The sequence below is a fragment of the Olivibacter sp. 47 genome (genome assembly GCF_030372825.1).
Lineage (GTDB): Bacteria > Bacteroidota > Bacteroidia > Sphingobacteriales > Sphingobacteriaceae > Olivibacter > Olivibacter oleidegradans.
In genome coordinates this window covers 4,013,248-4,037,882 of the sequence record NZ_JAUCNR010000001.1, presented here as the reverse complement: position 1 = coordinate 4,037,882, position 24,635 = coordinate 4,013,248, and the positions used below count along the sequence as shown (strand labels likewise).

20 protein-coding genes, 1 tRNA gene and 1 pseudogene are annotated in these 24,635 nt (G+C 41.3%); 11 read left to right on the top strand and 11 right to left on the bottom strand.

From position 1 onward, the window contains the following. Positions 1-13 precede the first annotated feature (13 nt). Positions 14-766 carry a RagB/SusD family nutrient uptake outer membrane protein gene (locus QT327_RS17665; RefSeq protein ID WP_289553594.1) on the top strand — a complete coding sequence of 251 codons (753 nt, stop codon included), beginning with the start codon at positions 14-16 and terminating at the stop codon, positions 764-766. A gap of 86 nt (positions 767-852) precedes the next feature. Further along, positions 853-1,377 (top strand): RagB/SusD family nutrient uptake outer membrane protein, encoded by a 525-nt coding sequence (locus tag QT327_RS17660; protein ID WP_289553593.1) that lies wholly within the window; start codon positions 853-855, stop codon positions 1,375-1,377. 87 nt (positions 1,378-1,464) lie between these two features. On the opposite strand, the gene QT327_RS17655 is transcribed toward QT327_RS17660, so the two are convergent. The 3 genes from QT327_RS17655 to QT327_RS17645 form a co-directional block, all read right to left on the bottom strand. Next, complete coding sequence (locus tag QT327_RS17655; RefSeq protein ID WP_130856868.1) at positions 1,465-2,757, bottom strand: DUF3472 domain-containing protein; 1,293 nt, start codon at positions 2,755-2,757, stop codon at positions 1,465-1,467. A gap of 178 nt (positions 2,758-2,935) precedes the next feature. Beyond that, entirely contained in the window at positions 2,936-3,409 is a 474-nt protein-coding gene (locus QT327_RS17650) for a copper resistance protein NlpE (protein ID WP_130856867.1), read from the bottom strand. A 48-nt stretch (positions 3,410-3,457) separates the two neighbouring features. Next, a complete protein-coding gene (locus tag QT327_RS17645; RefSeq protein WP_013665643.1) occupies positions 3,458-3,679 on the bottom strand; it encodes a hypothetical protein in 222 nt (73 codons plus the stop codon). A 435-nt stretch (positions 3,680-4,114) separates the two neighbouring features. Here QT327_RS17645 and QT327_RS28320 point away from each other — a divergent pair. Beyond that, positions 4,115-5,187 (top strand): annotated as a pseudogene (locus QT327_RS28320) (Nramp family divalent metal transporter); the annotation flags it as partial. A gap of 186 nt (positions 5,188-5,373) precedes the next feature. Beyond that, entirely contained in the window at positions 5,374-5,826 is a 453-nt protein-coding gene (locus QT327_RS28315; RefSeq protein ID WP_354004825.1) for a universal stress protein, read from the top strand. Between the two features lie 21 nt (positions 5,827-5,847). Here the strand turns inward: QT327_RS28315 and QT327_RS17635 are convergent, their stop codons facing one another. Further along, a complete protein-coding gene (locus tag QT327_RS17635; protein ID WP_013665641.1) occupies positions 5,848-6,228 on the bottom strand; it encodes a winged helix-turn-helix transcriptional regulator in 381 nt (126 codons plus the stop codon). Between the two features lie 87 nt (positions 6,229-6,315). Here QT327_RS17635 and QT327_RS17630 point away from each other — a divergent pair, with 87 nt between their 5' ends. From QT327_RS17630 to QT327_RS17615, 4 genes are all read left to right on the top strand, one after another. After that, complete coding sequence (locus QT327_RS17630; RefSeq protein WP_013665640.1) at positions 6,316-7,056, top strand: SDR family NAD(P)-dependent oxidoreductase; 741 nt, start codon at positions 6,316-6,318, stop codon at positions 7,054-7,056. 189 nt (positions 7,057-7,245) lie between these two features. Further along, positions 7,246-7,764, top strand: coding sequence for a signal peptidase II (gene lspA / locus QT327_RS17625; RefSeq protein WP_041388171.1), 519 nt, complete (start codon positions 7,246-7,248; stop codon positions 7,762-7,764). Between the two features lie 48 nt (positions 7,765-7,812). After that, positions 7,813-8,205 carry an NUDIX hydrolase gene (locus tag QT327_RS17620; protein ID WP_013665638.1) on the top strand — a complete coding sequence of 131 codons (393 nt, stop codon included), beginning with the start codon at positions 7,813-7,815 and terminating at the stop codon, positions 8,203-8,205. 163 nt (positions 8,206-8,368) lie between these two features. Beyond that, positions 8,369-8,441: transfer RNA gene (locus QT327_RS17615), tRNA-Phe, on the top strand. Between the two features lie 413 nt (positions 8,442-8,854). On the opposite strand, the gene QT327_RS17610 is transcribed toward QT327_RS17615, so the two are convergent. Next, entirely contained in the window at positions 8,855-11,017 is a 2,163-nt protein-coding gene (locus QT327_RS17610) for a S9 family peptidase (RefSeq protein ID WP_242627273.1), read from the bottom strand. 239 nt (positions 11,018-11,256) lie between these two features. Here QT327_RS17610 and QT327_RS17605 point away from each other — a divergent pair, with 239 nt between their 5' ends. Further along, positions 11,257-12,552: a 4Fe-4S dicluster domain-containing protein gene (locus QT327_RS17605; protein WP_130856864.1), complete on the top strand. Its 1,296-nt coding sequence runs from the start codon at positions 11,257-11,259 to the stop codon at positions 12,550-12,552. An 80-nt stretch (positions 12,553-12,632) separates the two neighbouring features. Beyond that, on the top strand, positions 12,633-13,427 hold the full coding sequence (locus QT327_RS17600; protein WP_013665635.1) for a (Fe-S)-binding protein: 795 nt from the start codon (positions 12,633-12,635) through the stop codon (positions 13,425-13,427). Positions 13,428-13,502: 75 nt separating this feature from the next. On the opposite strand, the gene QT327_RS17595 is transcribed toward QT327_RS17600, so the two are convergent. From QT327_RS17595 to QT327_RS17575, 5 genes are all read right to left on the bottom strand, one after another. Beyond that, positions 13,503-14,012: an OmpA family protein gene (locus tag QT327_RS17595; RefSeq protein WP_013665634.1), complete on the bottom strand. Its 510-nt coding sequence runs from the start codon at positions 14,010-14,012 to the stop codon at positions 13,503-13,505. 117 nt (positions 14,013-14,129) lie between these two features. Further along, positions 14,130-15,569 carry a glycoside hydrolase family 30 protein gene (locus QT327_RS17590; protein WP_246860260.1) on the bottom strand — a complete coding sequence of 480 codons (1,440 nt, stop codon included), beginning with the start codon at positions 15,567-15,569 and terminating at the stop codon, positions 14,130-14,132. 2 nt (positions 15,570-15,571) lie between these two features. Next, positions 15,572-17,050 (bottom strand): RagB/SusD family nutrient uptake outer membrane protein, encoded by a 1,479-nt coding sequence (locus QT327_RS17585; RefSeq protein WP_130856863.1) that lies wholly within the window; start codon positions 17,048-17,050, stop codon positions 15,572-15,574. A gap of 11 nt (positions 17,051-17,061) precedes the next feature. Beyond that, on the bottom strand, positions 17,062-20,010 hold the full coding sequence (locus tag QT327_RS17580) for a SusC/RagA family TonB-linked outer membrane protein (RefSeq protein WP_130856862.1): 2,949 nt from the start codon (positions 20,008-20,010) through the stop codon (positions 17,062-17,064). Between the two features lie 295 nt (positions 20,011-20,305). Continuing rightward, positions 20,306-22,087 carry a 7TM diverse intracellular signaling domain-containing protein gene (locus QT327_RS17575; protein ID WP_242627269.1) on the bottom strand — a complete coding sequence of 594 codons (1,782 nt, stop codon included), beginning with the start codon at positions 22,085-22,087 and terminating at the stop codon, positions 20,306-20,308. Between the two features lie 206 nt (positions 22,088-22,293). Here QT327_RS17575 and QT327_RS17570 point away from each other — a divergent pair, with 206 nt between their 5' ends. Next, positions 22,294-22,707, top strand: a complete 414-nt coding sequence (locus tag QT327_RS17570) for a hypothetical protein (protein ID WP_013665629.1) — start codon at positions 22,294-22,296, stop codon at positions 22,705-22,707. An 88-nt stretch (positions 22,708-22,795) separates the two neighbouring features. Here QT327_RS17570 and QT327_RS17565 read toward each other — a convergent pair whose 3' ends face one another. Next, positions 22,796-24,583 (bottom strand): DNA polymerase III subunit gamma/tau, encoded by a 1,788-nt coding sequence (locus tag QT327_RS17565; RefSeq protein WP_041388169.1) that lies wholly within the window; start codon positions 24,581-24,583, stop codon positions 22,796-22,798. Positions 24,584-24,635: the final 52 nt, after the last annotated feature.

Here is a 24,635-nt window from a genome sequence, read left to right as displayed (position 1 = left end):
AGACTTGAAAACAATGAAGACATTCTTTAATATCGTTATAATAACGTTGCTAGCAGCCTCCTTGTCGGCTTGTAACGACTTCCTTGATAAAGAACCGATTAGCCAGATTACACCCGATGAGTATTTTAATTCAGAAACAAACGCTAATTCAGCCGTAATTGGCATGTACCGGACAATGCTAAACTCCTTTTCTTTTGGCCAGTCCATCATTATCGTTCCCGAATTTTCCGCAGGTCATGTAAGTCATGCTTCGGTCTATCCCGAATACGAAAATTTCCGAACAAATAATATCCAAGTAAACAACCCTTGGACCAATAATATGTGGCAAGCAACCTATACCACTATCAATGCAGCCAACAATATTATAGCCAGGGTTCCTGAAATGCCCGAGAGCAGCATCTCAACTGAAAAGAGACAGCAATTTGTCGGAGAGGCTAAATTTGTTCGGGCGCTCAATTACTTTTTCCTAGTAAGGGCATTCGGCGCTGTACCTTTAAAGACAACTGCCACAACAGAAGAGGAAAACATAGCGATTCCACGCACACCCATTGATCAAGTTTATCAACAAATTATTACCGATCTACAGGACGCAGCCACACTTCCGGACAGTTATGGCGATGATGCCACATCCAAAGGCCGAGCAACGAGCCTTGCAGCGAAGGCTTTGCTCGCTAAAGTGCAATTATACAACGGTCAGATTACAGGTGATTACTCCCAAGCTGCGAGCTCGCGCAAGGAGTTATTAATAGTCAACGTTTCACGCTGATACCTGATTTCGCGTCCATATGGACAACGGAGAATACGCAAGAATCCATTTTCGAATTACAATTTGATGATCAAGCAACCAATCCCTTGGCCTCGGTTAGCAACGATAATCCAAGTATGCTCTTTTATGCAAGGGGAACTACTGTATATGAGAAATATGCCGAGGGAGATAAAAGAAGGGACTTCACGGTCAAATTCGGATCGCGCGATCGTTATTATATTGGCAAATTCCCCAAGGCAAGTCCCGCGACACAAAATCTGCCGGTTATTCGAATTGCTGAAATTTTTCTGATACATGCTGAAGCACAAGCGAGAGTGGATGGCACAGTCAGCGATGCTGCCTATCATTCTTATCAAGAGGTACAAAAACGGGCCGGCCTAACCCCTCCCCCAATAAATTCTTTTGGCAGTATAGAGAATTTCATCACAGCGGTGCAAGAAGAAAAAGAGCGCGAGCTCATGTTTGAAGGTGAAGCTTGGTTCGATTTCTGTAGAACGGGCCTGGCATTGGATCGAATGCTTGTTATAAAAGATCCCAACTACTATCTTTATCCTATACCAAGCAGTCAGATTGTACTAAACGGCGAACTAACGCAAAACCCAGGTTACTAACAGATCGTTAACAATCAGAGCGCATAGATCTTTGTAGATCTATGCGCTCCCTAAAATATTAATAATAATCAGTCTTTCCTCTCCCTTTTATGGCAATTTATTGAAATCGATCGTTGGTTTGCCGCCGTTCGTCGATCTGCTAAATTGTGCTCCAATGGGGGTATAATGACTAAAAAAACCAAAATTATCCAGAAAAAATTTATCGTGCTCACTTCCACCACTGTAATCCATCCGATATCCGACGCGGGCTGTATTATCAGCAGAAAATTTAGCTCTTTTCACCTCATACCAACGCCCTTCTTTATCAATGACCCACTGGTTTCCGAAATAAACCTTTCTTTCGAAAATTCCCTCCTCAGGTGAAAAATTCTCTAAGAAAGAATGAAAGCCTTTAAGCCAGCTTGATGTTTGAGGTCTACTAAAACTAGCAATTAATTTCCATTCAGCAACTTCAGGTGCGTAGAACCACGCCGTATAATTTGTATAATTATTAGCTACTGGTTCGCCTTTTAACAAAAACCTATAAGTGTTACCAGCTATCCAGTTAAATTTATAATAACTTTGTCCACCGGCTCCTTCATTACCGAATTCACCCGTATGTACTCTTTCACCTTTTTTTAATAGTTTTATTTGATGATCCGGTGGAATGGTTTTCGGATCGTCTGTTTGGAAAGGGCTCCATACGGAAAATAGAATACGTCTTTCACTTTTTGAGTTAACCTGCATACCAAAATAACCACCGCTAAAGCCATTGGCCATAAAATAAGACCCAATAAGGTCATTACCTTCCGGTACTGTTACTTCATTATAATAATACATGATATCCTTTTCAGGCAATTGATAATTCAGATGCGTAGAGGGCCCACGTCTGCCCCAATAGAAAAAATTTCCTTCATCATTTTTGACAAAATGAACACGATCATTAACCGCAGTGCCATGGATTCCTAAATATTCTATATTACTCAAATTAACTGGTCGACCATGTATGTTAATGACTGTATATCCTGTATCACGGATGACCCAGTCGCCCAGGTAAACCATTTTTTTATGCTGGGCCTTCAGATTTACGGTTTTCGTCTCTCCTGCAACCGTAACCTGCAAGGCACTGGGTTCATTAATTTTCGCATCTAACCAAATTGTTAAGGTACCTACTTTTTCTAGCCGTACGAATGTCTTGAAGCCTTTCTTCGGGTCGTCCCATTGTTTGATACCCGCTTTCGAAATTAGATTATCCTTTCCGGAAGTCGTACCCGTTTGCCAAGAATTTCCGCCAATCGGTATTTTCACAATGTTTTCCGGAATGGGCTTGGTTTGTCCGAGACTTTGATAAATGATAATTAACAAACTGCTAAAGAGAAGCACGACGCGTTTTACTTGCATATCATAATTGATTTTGATGGCAAACTACGCGAAATAAAAGAAGATAGAAAATGAAAAGGGGGATCAACCGATTGCGTAAAAAAATAAACGAAAAAAAGGACTGTCTGCTAAGAACGGTAGTGAACAAGATTGAAAAACGTGTCATTGCGACACGTTCTTCAATTTCCGTATACGGTCTTTATTTTCGTAAAATGTATTTGTCAGCCAGCGCCCCGGTTATTTTATCACCGTTCATATCGAGCTGTGTAAGGGTGTTTTCACCTACAAAGTACTTACCAGGTGCATCCCTGCCTCCTTTTAACTCAATCGTGCTCCCATCAATCCAAACATAGCGGCCATCTTCTTCGAAGGACTGACTGTCTCCTTTACCCAAGTAGCTATTTTTTAATGTGTAAGTGCTGTCTGCTTTCAATTCCAACTCGGTATTTATCCCTTCACAATCGGCGCAGGGTAGCACACCCTTATAAATTCCAATAACATCCAATGAGTTTTGTGCGTTATGCATATCCGCCGTATCAGATGTGGCATCGATTGGTACATACTCCTCAGTCGTAGTGTCGGTAGTATTTATATCCCCGGTGCCTTTTGTTCCGTTATTGCAGCTCCAAAATATGCCGCTGACAAGTACGTAAGTCAAAATTCTTTTAATCATAGCTTTATTTTTACTGCTATTTAGCAAAAGCGATACCAAATCGAAACATTAATTGTCAACTTGTTTCATTGCCTCAATTACAGCTTCGGCTACTTCAATATTAATTGCTTCGTGATCGACCATTATCCATTCACCGTCTCGCTTGATCATTAGGAAGGGTTTAATTCCTGGGTATTGTATCCGCCACGCCGTTGAGTCTTGGTATTCTTCAGGATACGCATTAATATTTATAAATGCCTTGGTACCAGGCTCTCGAACAGTAATCGTCATAACAAACTCCTTTCTTTCTTTATTAAAACAGTGACCATTGCAAATTGATTGAAAAATTTAAATTTTTATCAAACAAAGACGTATGAAGAGATACGGCCATTCTACAATTCAAGAAAACAGACCGATCAGGCAGCAGTATACGAACTTGCGAACGGCTATTGATTTTCTACTATAAAATTCATAAGTTAGCCAAGCAAAACTTTTTAGTTAAGCAACACTAAAAACATTCTGAATATATTGTCTGTTTGAGGATAGGAATTACATTTTTATTAGACGAAAACATTGAACAACCAACACAAATCGTTAGAGGAAGTACATCAAAGCGTTGAGACCGATATAAAAGGGTCGCGATTTAAAAAGATCTTGAGTTTCTTTGGCCCTGCTTATCTAATAAGCGTAGGCTATATGGACCCGGGAAACTGGGCGACAGATCTAGCAGGAGGTAGCCAGTTTGGCTATACACTAATTTGGGTCTTATTAATGAGTAACATGATGGCACTGGTGTTACAAAGCTTAACGGCACGACTCGGCATAGTTTGGGGCAAGGATTTAGCCCAGTGTAATCGGGAGACCTATCCGAAAAAATGAATTTCATTTTGTACATTCTTGCCGAGATAGCTATTGCTGCCTGTGATTTAGCAGAAGTGTTAGGTATGGCAATCGGACTGAATCTTTTGTTTGGATTGGATCTCTTATGGGGTGTTGCTATTAGTTTCCTGGACACTTTTCTGCTACTTTATCTTCAACGCTTAGGAATGCGAAAGATGGAAATGTTCATTATTGGTTTGATTTTCATGATTGGCATGTGTTTTCTCGTTGAAATGATTTTGGCGCAACCGGATATGGCCTCTATCGCCAGCGGTTTTATACCATCCATCCCGAACACAGCCGCGCTCTATATTAGTATCGGGATTATCGGTGCAACGGTAATGCCTCATAATCTTTATCTGCATTCTGCTCTTGTGCAAACCCGCAAAATCAATCGAGATGAATCTTCTATTAGAAAAGCACTGAAGTATAATTTTTGGGACACGGCAATTGCCCTCAATCTTGCGTTTTTCGTCAATGCCGCGATCTTGATTCTGGCTGCTTCCGTGTTTCACAAAAACGGCATGAATAACGTTGCCGAATTACAGGACGCGCATAAATTATTAGCACCAACATTGGGCAGTGAATGGGCCCCCAGACTATTTGCCGTCGCACTGATTCTGGCCGGTCAAAGCTCAACTGTTACCGGAACATTGGCTGGGCAAATTGTGATGGAGGGCTATCTACGCTTGCGTATTAGCCCAGCTTTACGACGCATGTTGACACGCTTATTGGCCATTGTTCCTGCTATTCTAGTAATTTATATTGCCGGTGATGACGAAGTGGGACCAATGCTTGTTTTTAGTCAGGTTTTATTAAGCATGCAGTTAGCTTTTGCAGTTATTCCGCTTATCCATTTTGTCAGCGATCGGAAACGGATGGGGGTCTTTGCTATTTCAACGGGTCTTAAAATAATTGCATGGACAATCGCAGTCATTATATCCTTCCTAAACTTTCAGTTGGTATACGAAGAAATCACAAACTGGATTAAAGTATTTAACAACCCTTGGCTGACGGCACTACTGATTATAGGTGGCGTGGGATTATTTGTACTGTTGCTACTAACGGTCCTTTACCCTATAATTAAACTTAAGAAAAAAGTGAATATGGAAGTCCATCCGCCTTTTCAAGATTCTGTATTGGAAACACCCGCTTTCAACCGTATCGCGCTAGCACTAGACTATTCTTCATCTGATCCCTTAGTGGTTTCATATGCACTTAAGCTTGCCAAACCCGGCACGCAGTTTATTCTAATCCATGTGGCGGAAAGCGCATCTTCCCGAATGATGGAAGAAGACACAGATGATTACGAGAAACGTCACGACGAAGCAAGAATGTCCCGTTATATTCAGCTTTTTAAAGACCAAGGCTTTGAAACAAGCTTTGAGGTGGGCCATAAAAACCGGGTGAAATTCATTGCCAAGGTATGCAACTATTACCAAGCAGACCTCCTGATCGTAGGTAGCCATGGGCATCGCGGTCTTAAGGACTTTATTTATGGGGAAACCGTTAATAGGCTCAGACACCGCGTCGATATTCCAGTCTTTATTGCCCAATAATCTGCCCGCTCTTCTAAAACACTAAGCAACAGCAGTGTCATCCTTTTTTCTGACCGTTGTTTTACGATGCATATTCCCCCAGTCGGACATTGCCTGCAACATAGGCCGCATCGTTAGGCCAAGGTCTGTCAATTCGTACTCAACGCGAGGTGGCACCACAGCATAGACATTACGTTTTACAATATAATCCTTTTCCAACTCTCGGAGTTGAGCCACCAACATTCGCTCAGAAATGCCGTCAATTGAGTTCTTCAGATCACTATAACGCATTTTCCCATAAGCAAGTCGACAAAGTATGGCCGGTTTCCACCTGCCTCCAATAATAGATAATGAATATGCCATACCGCAAGTATCATTAATTTGCTTCTCATTCAAAGCATTGGTAGATGTTTCTTTTCTCATTTCTTACGTTTTTGTTAGTACCTAACAATTTAATCTGTACTTACAAATATAAAGTTAAGAACCTACTTTTGGTAAAAAAAATTACCAATGGAAAGATTGAAAAACAAGATAGTCTTGGTTACAGGTGGCAGCAGAGGAATTGGTGCCGCCATTGTAGAAAAACTCGCTACAGAAGGAGCGCATGTTTCATTTACCTATGCAAAATCGCCGGAAAAAGCTGAACAGCTCCGTGATAGGCTTCAAAAAGCGGGCAAACAAGTGAATGCCATACAAGCAGATAGCGCGGATCCGCAGGCAATACAAAGCGCTATTCAACAGGTTGTATCTGCCTTTGGTCCTATTGATATTCTTGTTAACAATGCCGGTATTTATATTGGTAGGCCCTTTGAAGAGCATACATTGGAAGATTATGAACAAATTATGAATATTAACGTTCGGGCCTTGTTTATAGCAGCATTGGAAACAGTAAAAAGTATGCCCAACGGTGGTCGGATTATTAATATTGGAAGCAATATGGCGGAGAATGCACTGAGTGCACAAACAACACTTTATACAATGAGTAAATCTGCATTAACCGGTTTTACTAGAGGGCTGGCTCGGGACCTAGGACCAAAAAACATCACCGTTAATGTTGTGCAACCAGGTCCAATTGATACAGATATGAATCCTGCAAACACCGAGTTGGCAGATTTTTTACGAAGCAGAATGGCTTTATCAGATTATGGTACCGGGAGTGATATTGCCAATTTAGTGGCGTTCTTGGCAAGTGAAGAAAGCAAGTATATCACCGGCACTTCACTTACCATTGATGGCGGTTTAAACGCCTAGCCAAAGTCATTTACTAACCATCTGGCAGGCAAAGGCTGCCAGATGGTATCAATAAAAGCGCAACCATCGCCTAAACTAATATACTTCTCTTCTACGAATGGTCTTGCTAAATGGAAGTTTTAGTATTATCTTGCAAATCGGTATTGCCCGAACTTCGAAAAAAAAAAGGGTCAACAGGTTATTGAGAAGATGAGAACTATATTACTCCTACTATTGGTACTAATAAATGTGGGCTGCGATCAAGTATCAAAACGCATCGTTCGTGAAAAAATTGATTACTATGAAGAGATTAAGATTGTCGACAGGTATTTTGTCTTAACTAAAGTAGAAAATAGCGGTGCTTTTTTAAGCTTGGGCAACAACCTGCCCGGAATCGTAAAAATCATATTTCTATCCATACTTCCTGCCCTAATTTTACTATTCGGCCTTTATTACTTAATACAGCAAGACAAAAACTCAGCCTGGCTATCGGTAGGTATTGCCTTTGCGCTTGGTGGCGGAATAGGCAATCTTTACGACAGAATTCTCTATGGATCGGTCACGGATTTTATGCACATTGATTACCTTTTCATTAAAACAGGTATTTTTAATATGGCGGATGTATCGATTATGACAGGAATGATTTTGATAATCATTGGCTTTTGGGCTCAAAGAAAGAATGAATTAACGCTTTCCGAAATTGAACAAAACACTAAACATAACACTTAATATCGCCATGAGCAAACATGCCTTAGGCTATCAATCATAATAAAGGGAATGATCGACAAACTTGCACTCATTGAAATTAAAGACGGCCGAATCCTATCGACACGCAGCAGAGGGAAAGACACCTATTATCTTCCCGGCGGTAAGCGTGAGGCAGGCGAATCAGATATAGAAGCTCTAATTAGAGAGATCGCAGAAGAGTTGACAGTGACTATAATTCCTGAATCGATCAGATTTTATGGAGAATTCTCCGCCCAAGCTCATGATCATCCAGTAGGAATTATGGTTAACATGCGCTGCTACACAGCATCCTTTCACGGTATTTTGCAAGCGTCGGCTGAAATTGAAGAAGTCGTTTGGCTATCGTACAATGACAAGCCAAGAGTTTCCGAGGTTGATAAGATTATATTTGAAGATCTAAAAGAAAAGGGGCTACTCAAGTAAGCCTAAATTACATTTAAAATTTTGTAGCTGTGAATCAGGCCTATGCACCATATTCTTAAAAAAAACGCATCTTTTTTTTAAGAAAACTTTGGTGAATTCAAAAAAGACACTACATTTGCAGTCCCAAAACAAACGAACGGAAATAAAAAAACCAACGTTTGACGGTACCATAGCTCAGTTGGTAGAGCAAAGGACTGAAAATCCTTGTGTCACTGGTTCGAATCCAGTTGGTACCACAGAAAGCCTCAGATAACACTGAGGCTTTTTTGTTACACAATTCTCGAAGTGACGAACCAAACCAATACGCATATCAATACAACCTCATTTTGTCGTATTAGATAGTTATTTGGTCGAATATTTTTGCATTTTGCGTCCCGGCTTCTGAACTTTGGAAATGGGAAATCGGTTTTAATGAAAGAGAATAAAAATACCGAAAAACAGGGATTGTTTGTCACCATTCATCTCTCTACCTTTGCCAAGGTGGCGTTATTTTTTCCAAAGCTGAATTTAATATAATAAATTTAGAACAATTGTACGGCCTATTCTTTCAAAAATTATTTTTACAAACCATCCTGGTTATATAAAATCCTTAGCTTTACCGCCCTCTTTTTTACTATGTCGTCTGAGGGCGGTAAAGCTAAGGACAAAATCAGTTAATAAAACGCTCAAAAAACTCGTAAGTACGCAACATCTGGTCTATACGTTGCCTATTATCTCCACTACGTGTAATTTCGTGGGTAGCACCGGGATGCCTCACATATTCAACCGGCCTTCCTAATATCTTTAAGCTTTTATATAGCATTTCGCTCTGTATAACACCCGTACGTAGATCATTCTCACCGTGAAAGATGATATACGGAGTTTTTATATTTGACACATAATTAATAGGCGATTCCCGTTCGATCGTTTGTCTGGTTTTCTCTTCCCAAGGATAACCACCGAAATAGTTCGGCACCAGCCGCCACGCGTTTCCTTCTCCAAAAAAGGTCTTTAGATCATACACACCTCGTTGACTACACGCTGCCTTAAAACGTTGGTCGTGCCCAATAATCCAACTTACCAGATAACCGGCATAAGAACCGCCTGTCAGCAACAGTCTACTCGTATCAGCCCAACCTTCCGCTACTGTTCGATCCAAAGCCTCCAAAACATCTTTGGCAGGTCCCTTTCCCCAATTATCCATATTTGCCCGAAGGAACCTTTCACCATACCCTCCCGATCCTCGCGGATTACAATAGACAATACCATAACCTTTTGCACAGAAAAACTGATATTCATGCCACATACTATTCTCGCCCGGTCCCCACATGGCACTCGGTCCACCATGAATCTCCAGCAATAAAGGATATTTCTTCCCCTCTTGAAAACCAATGGGCTTCATTACCCAATACTCCACTTCCATTCCCTCCTCGTTCTTGAAAACATGCTTTTCCGGCAAACTGAGTTTCCTGTTCTTCAACCAGCTTGCATTGAAAGAACTGATTCTCTGGGTTTGCTTCATATCCATATCGGCTATTTCCAGTTCGCACGGGTTGTTTACACTCGTCTTGGTATAAACTAATACTTTTTTTCCAATCACGTAGTCTTCAATTCCTACATGTTCACTCGATAATTTCTCCAGCTTGGCTCCCCTTAATGAAAATCGATAAAGTGGAATCCCTCCGTTGCTTTGAGCGGTAAAATAAACCTGATCTTCTTTTTCAGCCCATTTGAAGTTTCCCATATTTCGATCCAAGTCAATTGGATACAAGTGTTTAGATTCCGTTAAATCCATCACATGCACACTTGGTACATTCGGTGTAGCGACCATGGATTCGCTATATATCAGATAGCTCCCGAATGGAGATACCGTGTTGATTCTATAAGACAGCTCTTTTTTTCCCAATATTTTTTGAGGAAGAGGACTACTCAAGCTTATTTTATAGACAGCGCTTTCTAATGCACGATCCGGAAATATTGTATCCGAAAGCCTCCCATTAACGACGATTTGGTCGTTGTTGCAAAAATAAGGATCACTATAACTGTTAAAACCCGTCGTGATTGCCCTTGGCGCGGTCTGCGGTGCACCATCTGAAACCGCAATGACGAATAAATGGGTAAAGCGCATTTCACTCGAGGTAGCAGCTTCTCCCTGAAACTGTAGCTTATTGATTACTTTTGCCTTATATTCCCTTTCATTCTGAGCCAGATAGGCCCTGACTTCTGCAAGATTTCCATTTGGATTAGCTTTTGCATCCGACTTTCCGAGATAATGATTATCTCGATAACCGGGTTTTTCACTCAACCATAAAGGCAATTGTTGCTTCGGATTTAATAGCGAATCCTGCAGGAGCTCTTCCAATTTCAAGGTGGCACTAAATACTATTTTCTTTCCGTCAGGGCTCCATTTTGGTGAGCTTGCACCATATTTAAAATCGGTAAGCTGCATCGGCTCTCCTCCGGATAACGACATTAAAAACAGCTGCGGTTTACCTTTTATCGTCCTAACAAAAAGAATATCGCTTCCCTTCGGGCTGAAAGAAGGCTGACTTGGATTCTGCTCACTATAGGTAAGTTGCCTTAGCTTATATTGTTCTTCCCTGTTCGCCATCCAAAGCTGGTTATCATATTCATAATTATCTACGTCACTTTCTCGCCCCTTTATTTTTTGAACATTAAACAGGATCAGTTTTTTATCTGGCGAAATTTCAAGCTGATTGATACGTTGTATGTTAAGCATATCTGTAACCTGAATAGATTCGGTAGACTGCTGCGCCGTTACCGCACAGCTGATAAAAACAGATAATTTAAGCAGGAGTAGTCTTTTAACCATAATCGAATGAATTACTTGAGGAAAATAAATAAAAAAGGCAAAAAACATGACATGTACCTGGTTTTTTTACAAAATCGTACCGTATTGCATGAGTGGTTTTAAAAAATCATGACCTCTTTTATCGCGTACTAAGCAACACCTTTAGCATCATATCTGGCAATTTAAATCTTTTCTAAATTTTATTTATTATGCAAGCATAATAAATAGTTTTATGTAACTTCGTAAAAAACCATATTGTTATGATAGGCCAAATTATCTTTGCGATCATTTTATTGACGGCAATTGCTTTAGTAACTTATAACGCGCGCAAGATTATCCGGAATATCAAGTTAGGAAAACCGACAGATAGGAGTGATCAGCCTGGTGTGCGATGGCGAACCATGCTTCGTGTTGCCTTCGGCCAAAGCAAAATGGCCAAGCGCCCCATTCCCTTCGTATTGCATCTTTTTGTTTACTTAGGTTTTATCATCATCAATATAGAAATGTTGGAGATCGTTATTGACGGCTTAGCGGGCACCCATCGTGCTTTTTCCGGTTTGGGCGCTCTGTACAATTTACTGATAGCATGCTTCGAGTGGTTGGCTCTCTCTGTACTACTCGGCTGCGTGATCTTCTTAATCCGAAGAAACATTATACATGTAAAACGTTTCTTCGGAGTGGAGATGACCCGTTGGCCAAGAACCGATGCCAATCTTATTTTGCTTGCAGAGATAGCTTTAATGACGGCATTCTTGTCTATGAATGCCGCTGATTATAAATTGCAATTGCAAATTCATAGCACATCGATCACCGGCTCTTTCCCGATGAGTTCTCTGCTGCTTCCTTTATTGCCTGAAAATCCGGATTCGCTTCGGGTCATTGAGCGCAGTTGCTGGTGGTTTCACATCGTGGGTGTATTGGTTTTCTTGAATTATCTTCCCTATTCAAAGCATTTACATATTGTATTGGCCTTCCCGAATACTTACTTTTCCAACCTAAAACCGAAGGGTCAATTTACAAATATGGACGCTGTGACGCACGAAGTTAAAGCGATGCTCGATCCTTCCTATGCGCCGCCGGTAAGTGATCAACCTGCACGCTTTGGTGTAAAAGACATTACGGATCTCACCTGGAAAAATTTACTGGATGCGTATACTTGTACCGAATGCGGTCGTTGTACCTCAGTATGCCCGGCGAACATCACCGGAAAATTACTTTCACCGCGGAAAATCATGATGGATACTCGGGACCGTATGGTAGAAGTCGGAAAACAAATAGATAAAAACGGCTCATTTACAGAGGATGGGAAATCGCTATTAGATAATTATATTTCGCGGGAAGAACTTTGGGCTTGCACAAGCTGCAACGCCTGCACAGAAGCTTGCCCTGTTAATATTAATCCCTTGGAAATTATTATGGATATGAGACGATATATTGTCATGGAAGAATCACTGGCACCATCCAGCTTGAATACAATGTTTGCTAATGTTGAAAATAACGGAGCTCCATGGAAATATGCACAAGCTGATCGCGTAAACTGGAGAGAAGGCCTTTAGTTATCGAAAATACAAGGCATAAATATATATCAAGAGGACGCACATCCTTTACACTTAGTCATGATACTTAAATAAAAATAATGGATAACACGCTACATATCCCTACTATGGCCGAAATGGCAGCCAAGGGGGAAAATCCGGAAATACTATTTTGGGTAGGTTGTGCAGGTAGCTTTGACGAGCGTGCTCAACACATCACTCGTGACATTTGTAAGATCTTGAATCATGTGGGCCTTAAATTTGCCATACTAGGAACCGAAGAAGGTTGTACCGGAGACCCGGCTAAACGGGCTGGCAATGAATTCCTATTTCAAATGCAGGCTCAAATGAATATCCAAACATTAAACACGTATGAGATAAAGAAGATCGTAACCGCTTGCCCGCACTGCTTCAATACGCTGAAAAATGAATACCCTGCATTAGGCGGACAATATGAAGTGGTTCATCACAGCCAATTGATCCAACAATTAATTGATGAGGGAAAACTCAAGCAAACGGAGGGAAAACCATTCAAGGGTAAAAGAATAACTTTTCATGACCCTTGCTATTTAGGTCGCGGAAACAACGTATATGAGGCTCCTCGAAAAGCACTCGAAGTACTTGATGCACAGCTTGTAGAGATGAAACGATGTAAAAGCAATGGACTATGCTGTGGTGCCGGCGGTGCCCAAATGTTTAAAGAGCCCGAAAAAGGAAGAAAGGATATTAATATCGAACGGATTGATGAAGCGCTGCAAACCGATCCACATATCATAGCAGCAGCATGCCCCTTCTGTATGACAATGCTCAAAGATGGTGTTAAAAACTACAATAAGGAGCAGGAAGTGCAGGTATTGGATATCGCAGAGATAACAGCCAGAGCGAATGAACTTTAGAAGTCCTTAGCTGTTAGCGATTAGTTTTAGCACTTCATTTCAAAAGACTAACCCCTAATCGCTAAAGGCTAAAAGCTATTTCAATATAATCACCTCTACCCTTCTATTTTTTTGCCTACCATCTGCAGTACTGTTCGTTGCTACCGGTTTACTTTTACCATATCCTTTTGTTTTGATGTTGCTTCCATTAAGCCCTATGGATACCGCATAGTTCTTAACCGATGCTGCACGTTTCTCGGATAACCATTGGTTATAATCCGCTTCACCTGTCGAGTCGGTATGGCCATTGATCTGAATTTGTGCATTCGGGTAATTCTTATTAATGTAGGCCACCATGTTCTTCATTGTTACTTTCGCCTTTTCCGACAGATAAGAAGAGTTCGTGGCAAACAGTACATCGGATTCAAAAGTAAGGACCACCCCTTCGTCTGTTCTGGAAACGGTACCGCCTTCAATATGATCTGGCGTACCACCTGTATTGACAACTTCGGCACCATCGTTCACAATCAGCTTTTTACTTTTACAACTTACGAAAAACGTAGCTGCTCCTAATGCAACAATAAAAGCAATTTTGTTAAGTTTCATCTATAGTTATTTGATTTTTTAACAGGATGAGGCAAAGCATCATCTAACAAACGGTAAAATAACTCAAAAGTAGCATGAAAAGCAAACTTTTCGATAAAACGTAAACCGAAATCCTTTTTACCAAACGAAGGTGGCAACCGATCCACCTGGCAGGACAACCGGTACATTTCGTTCCGATTCTTCAAATGTGAAGCTTTGTTCCTCGCTTTCCACATTGACAACAATCAACACCCTTTTTCCCTCAGGAGTTAAGAAGGCCACATTGGGTAAACTATCCATCCATGTAGAGGCTATACGCTTGGATCCCGTTGGAACGAACTTGGAGACATGACCTATAATGTAATAAGCCACATTACGACTTACGCGGTCGTCATCTATGGTTAAAGCCCCTAGGCAGCTGGTACAACCACCGTCGGGTGTATGCGGGTTATAAGAGGCATCAGCTGCCAGATTCCATTCAAGTACATTCCTGCTCCAATTACGCGTAGCACCTATAACAAGCGTAGACACATGCCACTTCAAATCTTCCGGAAAATTGCCGGGACCGCCCACCCATTGTTCGGTAAAGTAGAGACTTTTATCAGGAAAAGCCTCATGCACTTTCGACAATGCTTCAATTTTGCCACCGTACAAATGGAAGGCAGCTCCATCTACATATTTTGCTGCATCTTTATCTGCATAAATTTCCAGCGGGTAGTCGGGCCGATCTGCATTATGATCATATACGATTATTTTGGTTTTTATGCCCGCAGATTCAAAAGCAGGACCTAAAGCCGTTTTAATAAAATCGGCTTGATCCTTTGCTTCCATGTACATACTCGGTGTGTTCCCCGGGTGCAAGGGTTCGTTCTGAATGGTAATCGCATCAATTGTAATACCTTCCTTTTCCATCTCCTTTATATACTTAACAAAATACTGCGCATAACTTGCGTAGTACTCCTTTTTCAGGCTTCCACCTTTAAAAGCTCCATTTGTTTTCATCCATGTAGGAGCCGTCCAAGGGGAGCCCAGTATTTTAAGATCAGGATTGATGGCCAGTATCTTCTTCAGGACCGGAATCAACGTCTCCTTTTCCTTGGCGATCGAAAAATAGTTCAAGTCCGGATCGGTTTTACCCGGTGGCATTTCATCGTAAGTAAATGTAGTGGCACTTAAATCAGATGCTCCAATGCTTATACGGAGATAGTTCACTCGGATTGATTGCTCCTTATCAGCAAAAAGCTCTTCCAGCAAGCTATCCTGCTTGGTGTTCGACAAAGAAGCGATAAGATCGGCACTTCCCCCCGTCAATGTATATCCAAATCCATCAATCTCCTGATAAGTTTCCAACGTGTTTACCACGATATTTTTCGAGGCTTTACTTCCGCCAAAAGACAGCGAAGATTTTTGCAATAAAGCCGAACGGTCTCCTCTGGTTAAATAAGAAGTAATCTCGCTGCCGGTATCGCTTGCTTGTGCTTCGCTACGCTCTTTCTTTGAAAGACCTTGTTTACAAGACAGAAAGATAATCAAGGCCAATATTGCCATATATAGTTTCCCAAACTGCATATCTACCATAATTAGTATCCCGGATTTTGCGTCAATTGCCCATTTCGGTCTAATTCCTGTTGCGGCATTGGCAACAGCAATTTCTCCGTCGTCATATTATAATCCACTGGCTGATTGGTGCGTAAGTCGATTTCATTCAGCTCATTCATTACATCCACCGCCAAACCGGCGCGCTTTAAATCATCCCATCGTTGTGCTTCTTGACAAAGTTCCAGCCTTCTTTCTTTCAAGATGGCCGCTCGTAGAGCTGATTGACTGTTGGCTTCGGAGGGACTGATCTTTGCTCTCTGTCGGATTTGATTTAAAATTTCCCTTGCTTCCGCCGTTCTACCCAATTCATTTAGAGCTTCTGCTTTCAGCAAAATAATATCCCCTAAACGAAGTAAATACTGCCTATTGGAACTGGCCCAACCGCTCGCATTTTTCCACTTATAGGCAAAAGGAACTTCACTATCGGCCCGATTTCCCCAGAACTCATCCAACCAATTTACTTTTTCAAATAAAATGCTGCTATTTTTCCGTACCACATCTGCCTCGCTATCGAAAGCATTTACCAAATCATGGGACGGAGTTACAAATTTTCGCCAGGTATCCCCACTCAATGACGGTGGCAATAACATCTGCGGACCAAAATTACCCTCGGGAGCGCCAACATATTGCACTTCCAAAATCGACTCGGCATTATTGTAATGCGCCCCATCAAATAATTCCGAAAAATTGGCCAACAATTGATAATTGGCCGGACTGTTTATTACGGCATCGCAATAGCTTAACACGCGGTTATAGTCGCGATCTGGTCTCTGGGCGTGCACTTTCGCCAATAAAGCATTTGCGGCACCTTTTGTTGCCCGAGCCTTATTGATACTGCTTTCATCGGAAAAAGTATCCGGCAGCAAAGCCACTGCTTGTTCCAGGTCAGCAATAATTTGATCATACACCTGGCTTTCAGTTGATTTGGAAATGATATATTCTTCTGTTTTGCTCGCCTCCACAGGCACCAAGATCAAGGGCACGCCACCGAAAAGTTTCACTAAATTAAAATAATGAAAGGCTCTAAGAAAATAAGCCTCTCCCAGGATCTGATCCCGTCTTCCGCTTTCGTCCAACTGCGGATCGGAAATACCCGGCACCTTTTCCAATACGGTATTTGCCCGGGCGATCCCTCCGTACAGCTGCCCCCAATTGGTGAATAAGCGACCATTTGTAGGAACAATTTGTAATTTATCAACAGCAAAAATCTCAGGGTTATCTCCCCCTGCGTAGTAATTGTCGGATATTACATCGCTGAATATAATGTTGTCCCAAACATAGTATTCCTGCTGCAGCGCGTCATAAGCTCCTGTCAATGCTGCTTCTGCTTCCTTTGCTGTGGTATAAGCATTTTCATTAGTGGCCTCAGAAATCGGCGTTAAATCGGTAAATTTATTACAGGAAATAATGGTTGTCGCAACAAGGCAAACGACCATACCTCTTATTATATGTCGTGTCATATCTATCTTCTTTAAAATGAAACATTCAAGCCAAAGATTAAGTTACGCGTTTGCGGGTACGTTCCGTAGTCGATTCCCACAAAAGTGTTTTTGTTCTGCGTAGCATCATTGGTATTAGTGAAAGCATTAACTTCCGGATCAAAGCCCTTATAATTTGTAACGGTAAATAGGTTTTCGCCCGTTACATATACTTTTACGTTGCTTAGTTTCAACCTACTCAATAATGTTTCCGGCAAATTGTAGCTTAAGGTTACTGATTTTACGCGCAGATACGAACCATTTTCAACAAAACGAGTGGAGTTCCGTGAATTATTGGTATTATCCGGTACAGCTCGCGGAACATTGGTAAGCTGCCCCGGACTGGTCCAACGATCGAGCACCGCCGTCGTTTGGTTCTTAGCATCAATCATTCCTTCCGTTTCTACCCGCGTACCATTGTAAATATCGTTGCCTTGGCTTCCCTGTAGAAAAATACTGAATCCAAAGTTCTTGTATCCAAAGGTGTTGGTTAGTCCATAAATGAAATCTGGGTTAGGATTTCCAATAATTCGGCGATCATCCGGGGATGGATTGTTGGAGCTTGTTCCGTCGTTTCTTAAATATAGAGCATCTCCCGTCTGCGGATCTACTCCTGTGAACACATAACCATAAAACATGCCGATGGGGTTGCCTACGGTAGTATAACTCAAATCTCCCCTTCCGGATATATTGGCACCGAAAATAGTGGTACCTGCCAAATCGCTTACTTTGTTACGGTTCAATGAAATATTTAAATCGGTTTCCCATTTGAGCGCCCCCGCTAAGTTTCGGGAATTTACCTGAAATTCTAAACCCTTATTTTCCAATGCTCCCGCATTTTGTAAGACATAATCAAAACCCGTTGCTCGAGGTACAGGAACGTTCAGTAATAAGTCGCTCGTCTTCTTTAAATAGGCATCGGCACTGAAATTTAACCGAGCATTAAATACACTGATGTCAAGGCCAATATTTGTTTGCTTCGTCTCCTCCCATTTCAAATTATCATTTTGTAAAGTAGATGGCCGGGTTCCCGGGGATATAACACCTCCAAAGGGATAATTAGCATCACTAGCTACGCGCCCCCAATAAGCATATTCACCTACATTATCATTTCCAACAATTCCCCAACCTGCGCGCAACTTTAAATCATCCAACCAGGAAACTTCATTTAAGAAATTTTCCTTTGACAAACGCCATCCGGCAGAAAACGATGGAAAGTAACCCCATTTGTTTTCCGAACCGAAATTGGAGCTATTGTCTGCACGAAAGTTTGCGGTAAACAGATACTTACCATCAAAATCGTAGTTAACTCTCCCGATAACGGAAACATTTGCTTTTTCCCTTTTCGACACATTTGCTATCCGTATCACGGAGCCTGCATTGGGTGTCGTAATCGATGTACCGGAAAAACCGGTACGTTCGGTTTCACTGTTTTCCCACTGGGTTTTTTGTGCCACCATCCCCAGTAAAGCACCGAAATTGTGTTTTTCAAGCTGTTTGTTATAAGTTAAGGTGTTGTCAGCAATCCAGTAATTACGTTGATCGGTATTGTAACGTCCAATACCTTCCTGCGCACGACCATAGCTTGTACGGATCGGATCCAGGAAATATTCATATACACCACTTCCTGCATCAATACCAAAATTACTGCGGAACTTTAATCCGGGAAGAAAAGTGATTTCTGCATAGGCATTTCCTATGACCCGTTGATTTCTATAACCCCGTTCAGATCCATCTGTAAATGCAAGGGGGTTTTCCCAATCCTGAAAGGGGTTACTGGTGAAGGTACCGTTAGGATTGTAAATTCCAATATTGGGAGGTGTAGATAAAATCCCCATAATGACCCCTCCTTGATTAACTGCTTGATTGTCGGCCACATCTACATCATGGTAACGCGTATAACCTAAGTTGGTACCTAACGTCAGCCAACTATTTACTTCTTGTTGCAAATTTACCTTAAAGTTATAACGATCCATTTCGGCGCTTCTCACAGCTCCCTTTTGCTTGGTCCAACCGCCGGATAAGTAATAAGTTGTTTTATTGCTTTTCCCCGAAAATGCTAATTGGTAATTCTGGGATGCCCCTTGTTGAAAAACTTCATCTTGCCAGTTCGTGTTGGCTGTGTATCGATCCCAATCCGTGTTTCTTCCTAACGCTGTCATCAACTCCCGATATTGACTCGCATTTAGCACATCGAGTTTACGCCATACGGAAGAAAACCCGGCATAGGCATTTAGGTCAACACGAGTCTTCCCCTCCTTGCCTTTCTTTGTGGTGATAAGTACAACGCCGTTTGCTCCCTGCGCACCGTAAATAGCAGCCGATGCGGCATCCTTCAAAATAGACATACTTTCGATATCAGCGGGATTAATCGAACGTGTATCGGCTATCGGTACGCCATCTACTACATACAGTGGGTCGCTGCTCGAGGTAATGGAACTCGTTCCACGGATACGAATGTTCAACCCCGCATTAGGTTTACCGCCGGGGGAGGATACTTGCACCCCTGCCGTTTTACCTTGCAAGATACTTCCAAATTGGGTGTTAGGTCTAGACTCAAAAGCTTCTTGTGAGACGACACCTACAGCCCCCGTGATATCTCCTTTACGTTGCGTGCCATAACCTACAACTACTACTTCATCTAGCTCTTGATTGGAGGGCAATAGTGTAATTTCAAGTGTACTGCTTCCCTGTACGGCTTCTTCCTTTACCTGATAACCGATATAAGAGAAAATCAATACCGCATTGTCTGGTGTCTTTAGCGTAAATTGCCCATTTCCATCGGTAGTGGTACCCCCTGTCCCTCCTTTCACCTTAACAGATACACCGGGCAGGGCATCTCCGGATATATCCTTCACCACGCCTCTCACAGTGGTCCCTTGCCCGTAACTTGAGATGCAGATGAAAAATAGGAAAATCATTAGTAAAAGCTTCCTCGACATAGTTTAATAAATTGGTGTAATTAAAATTGTTTACTTGTTAGCCGGCTATTTATTCCGGGACAAATATAGATGGTAAAACAGGAAAAAAACAAATATTTTTATATGTAAATGACTGATATATAGATAATTACAAATTAATTGATACGCTTAAATACCGGAATATAAAGCGGGTCGCAATGCTTGTGTTTCAGCACCTTCCTTTAAAATAGAAGCATGTGTACTAAATACACTATGATACGCTTTAACACCGTCGATTTTTTAATTTATTAGCACCCATAATCTACTTTTACTAAGGCTAAAAAAGCAATTCACTCCATCCTTTATCGCCCAATTTCCGAAAAGTTAGTTTTTTCTCTTCTATTTGCTGCTTAATTTTTTTACTGTATGCCCAGCAGGTGCTCTGCCTAATCGATAAGATATCTGATAACTTGTGTGAGGATATTTTTCCTTTGGTAGAGTAGATTAAATAGATAAGGTAGAAAGATTTGTTAATAGGTATACGTATATTTTGCAGGAGCGTATGGGCCGTCGCCGACTCTTCGTAGCCACAGTTCGAACAACGCCTGCTATAAGGTAAATGCCCAGGATAATAAGTGGTGGTTGCACATTTCTTACATTCATAACCTTCCCTCCATTTAAGCTCTGCTAAAAATTTCAGGCAGCTCTCCTGATCGGGATAGAGTTTACTGAATTCCTCAAACCGAACACCTGTTGATAGCACACGCGCACGAGTAACCTGTTCTACATTTTCTTTCAGTTCTTCATTATCTTTATTAAGCAGCGCATTGATCCGTGCTATTTCATCACGCTGCTCCTGAAGGGTATGATTGGCTGAAAAAAGCGCTTCGTTTTGCTGCTCTATAATCGAGGACTTTTCCATAAGTTCTTTGGTGCGCTCCGTCACTTTTGCTTCCAGCTCTCGGTTAATATTATCTTTAAGCTCCTGATTAATTTTCATTTGTTTGATGATGCGCTGTTGCGCGCGATCGCGACTGTATTTAAGCACACGCACGCGGTCACCCACGGCTAATGACAAAAAGGTCATTTCCATAATAAAACAGAAGCTTAATATATAATAGGAAATGATCCCAAAATTCAGCCAAGTGAACCCTAACATAATGAGAAACTTTACGAGATAGCCGAAGAATAGGAAGCCATAGCCAATAACAAAATATCGAGCAGGGCGATAGCCTGTCGTCCATATATAAATTCCTGAACCAAACGCGACAAGAAGTGGCACAGCTTCCAGAAATTTATAATTGAAAAGACTTTTATCAAAAAGCAAGCAATAAGCAAAGAACAATAATCTGGCAGCAATAACAACAGAAATAAAAAAATGCAAGCGAGGGGCCTTTCGGTGCAGCAGCAATAAACGCTGTGTAAATAATAAGGCGAATATGCTCATCAAACATAGAACAATCCCAAAAGCAAATTGATTCCAGTTTGACAGACGGGGCCATAGATAATGATAGGCGATACCGTCTGTACACATTTCAAATAGGGCAACACATAACAGGTAACAAACGTAGTAAAGATAGGCTCTCTGTCTTACGGCGAAGAACATAACCATATTATAAAAACAGAATATAAAGATCATGCCGTAGAAAATACCGAAACTAAAATACTCTCCCAAGGCATATCCTATAAAATAATCAATGGAACGAAGGACGATGATAACATCTGCTACCTGAGATGATTTAATACGGAAGTAGTAGTCATGCGTTCCCTGTAATTCGTTATACAAAGGAATCACAAAGTTTTTGTGCCTAAAAGGACGGGCAGAAAACGTTAACTGATCACCCAATACGACCTGTGCATATCTACCTTGCCGGGTGGGAATATAAGCTTCAATCTCATCAATAGTTTGGTCAAAGAATTCTAGAACAAACAACTTTTCCCGCGTATCCCGGTGATCAATGCGTAATTTATACCAATAGTATTTGTTGGTTTCTGTATTCTGAGGAGTGCTGCTTTTATTGGTCTTAAATAACGACGCGCCGCGAGCTTGCTGAATCTGCTCGAATGTTAACCTATCTGTCGTATCTACCATGGATTTGAGTTCTCCAAAAGTGAACATATGTTGATGTAGGCTATCTGTTAGTAAAACCGGCTGCTGTGCCTGAACCGAAAACAATATTCCGGATAAACCGATAAAGAAAAAAAATGTGATTACACATCGATTAAGCATAAACAAAGATACAGCTTCGGATTAAACACATTTTAACAAACCTATTTTAAAATCAACTGTTCCATAGGAAGAATACGAACTTAAGAAAAAGCATTATGAATAAGGATAAACCGAATATTCAAAAGAACGAAGAGATTCCAAATGATCAGGCCGATCGTGGTAATATAGAAAATTTACGTTATAATGAGCGGGAAGATAGCTTTGAGTACGATATTGATCCCGACACGAAGGACTATCCGAACGAAGAAAGAGAGTATCAACATGAAGATCCTTATGATACTACTGCGCCGCAGGGGGAAGATGACAATTCGGATTGGGATGAAGCTAATCAGTATGTAGGCGATGAATACGACCCCGACAAATCGTTAGAAACTGATGTCGAAGAGTTAGGTATGCATATCGACAATGGACGGATCACACGCTTAAGTAAAGAGGATGAAAAATTAGCAGAAACACCTGAAGATGAAAGAGATGATTTAGATGAAGAGGGTTATCCAAAACGAGATTAGGACTGCTTATAGGGGCTTTAGCCTTTAGGTGTAGCAATTAATATAAATAAATGCAACAGCCAATAGCTCAGGCCTCACGGCTAATAACTTATTCAAACCCCAGGTTGAATTCTTGTCTTAATTTATCCACTAAAGGATTTTTAGCGACCATTGCCTGATACTTCTCTTGATTGGTATAAGGTTTACGTACGACATTCGATTCGGCTTGTACGGGAATCAGGTCTATAGAAAAATTTTTCAATCTGACCCGTAATTCATTTAGCATATCAATTTTAGATATGGACAATAAATTTTCCTGAATGGCATTTTCTACGATTACCTCTACCTTGAAATCATCCCTGAGTTTAGGAGGATTAGCGGTCATTAAGGTAAAAAGCGTAATCTTGCTTTCGGCCTTCGCTTTATCTGCAAAAGCATGCCAAACCTTTAAAAAATCGTCATAGGTAAAGTGCTGTTGGTCCGATCCCGTTATATATTCGGGATCAGCGTTAGGATCCGTTTCCTTTTTATCTTTAAAAACGTCACTTAAGCTGGGAATCGAGGACGATAATTTGATATCCTTAAAACTAGGAATCTTCAGTTTTCCCGAGGCTGTGGACTCCTGCAATTTCGGCGAAGAGTCTTGATGGATAGCTGCCGGAGACGTGGGTTTCATCGGCTCCTTTGGCGTCGCCGTCACAGGAGGAGGGGCTGAAACCACGTTAACTGCTAAAGTATCAGGTTTTTTTTTTACCGACTCAGGCCGGTTATTCATTTCGATTGCTTGCTTATTAAACTGAATGGCCGATCGGATGTGGCACATTTTTAACAGAGCGAGTTCTACTTGCAGTCGCTGGTTTTTGCTCGTTCGATAATTTATTTCGCATTGATTGGCGATATTTAAAGCCGAAAGCAACAGGCCCACCTCCGCTTGTTGTGCCTGCTCTAAATAGCGTTGACGAATATTTTCACTTACTTCCAATAATTTAAGTGTACTGGCGTCCTTTCCTACTAAAAGGTTTCTAAAGTGAGACGCTAAACCCGAAATAAAATGGCTGCCATCAAAACCATTGGACAGTACCTCATCAAAAACCAATAGTGCATTCACCGAATTTTCGGAAAAGATCGCATCGGTTAGCTTAAAATAATAGTCATAATCTAAGATATTCAGGTTATCAATAACTGCTTGATAGCTAACGTTCTTATTGGAAAAGCTAACAATCTGATCAAACATGGATAAGGCATCCCGAAGTCCCCCATCTGCTTTTTGTGCAATGAGATGCAATCCGTCCTGGTCATAAGCAACGCCTTCTTTATTCGCTATGTTTGCCAGGTGACCGGCAATATGTTCAACTTTAATCCGGTTAAAGTCGAAAATCTGGCAACGAGATAAAATCGTAGGCAATATTTTATGCTTCTCAGTAGTCGCCAGAATGAAAATAGCATAAGCGGGAGGTTCCTCCAATGTTTTCAAGAAAGCGTTGAAGGCCTGCGTTGAAAGCATGTGCACCTCATCGATAATATAAATTTTATACTTACCGGTCTGCGGGGGAATTCTAACCTGTTCAATCAGACTTCTTATATCATCAACAGAGTTATTAGAAGCTGCATCCAGTTCGTGAATACTAAAGGAATTGCCGTTTTGAAATGACTTACAGGAGTCGCAGGTACCACAAGCTTCTATTTCCGAACTTAAATGTTGACAATTAATTGTTTTTGCTAAAATGCGTGCACAAGTCGTTTTCCCCACCCCACGTGGACCGCAAAAGAGAAAGGCCTGTGCTAACTGACTGTTCTTAATGGCATTCTTAAGCGTTCCGGTAATGTGCTGCTGTCCCACTACCGTTTCAAAGGTTGAAGGCCGATATTTACGCGCAGAAACAATAAAATTATCCATCGGCACGAAGGTACGGATTTTGCCGGAATTAGCCAATCGGCTTTTGTTAGTT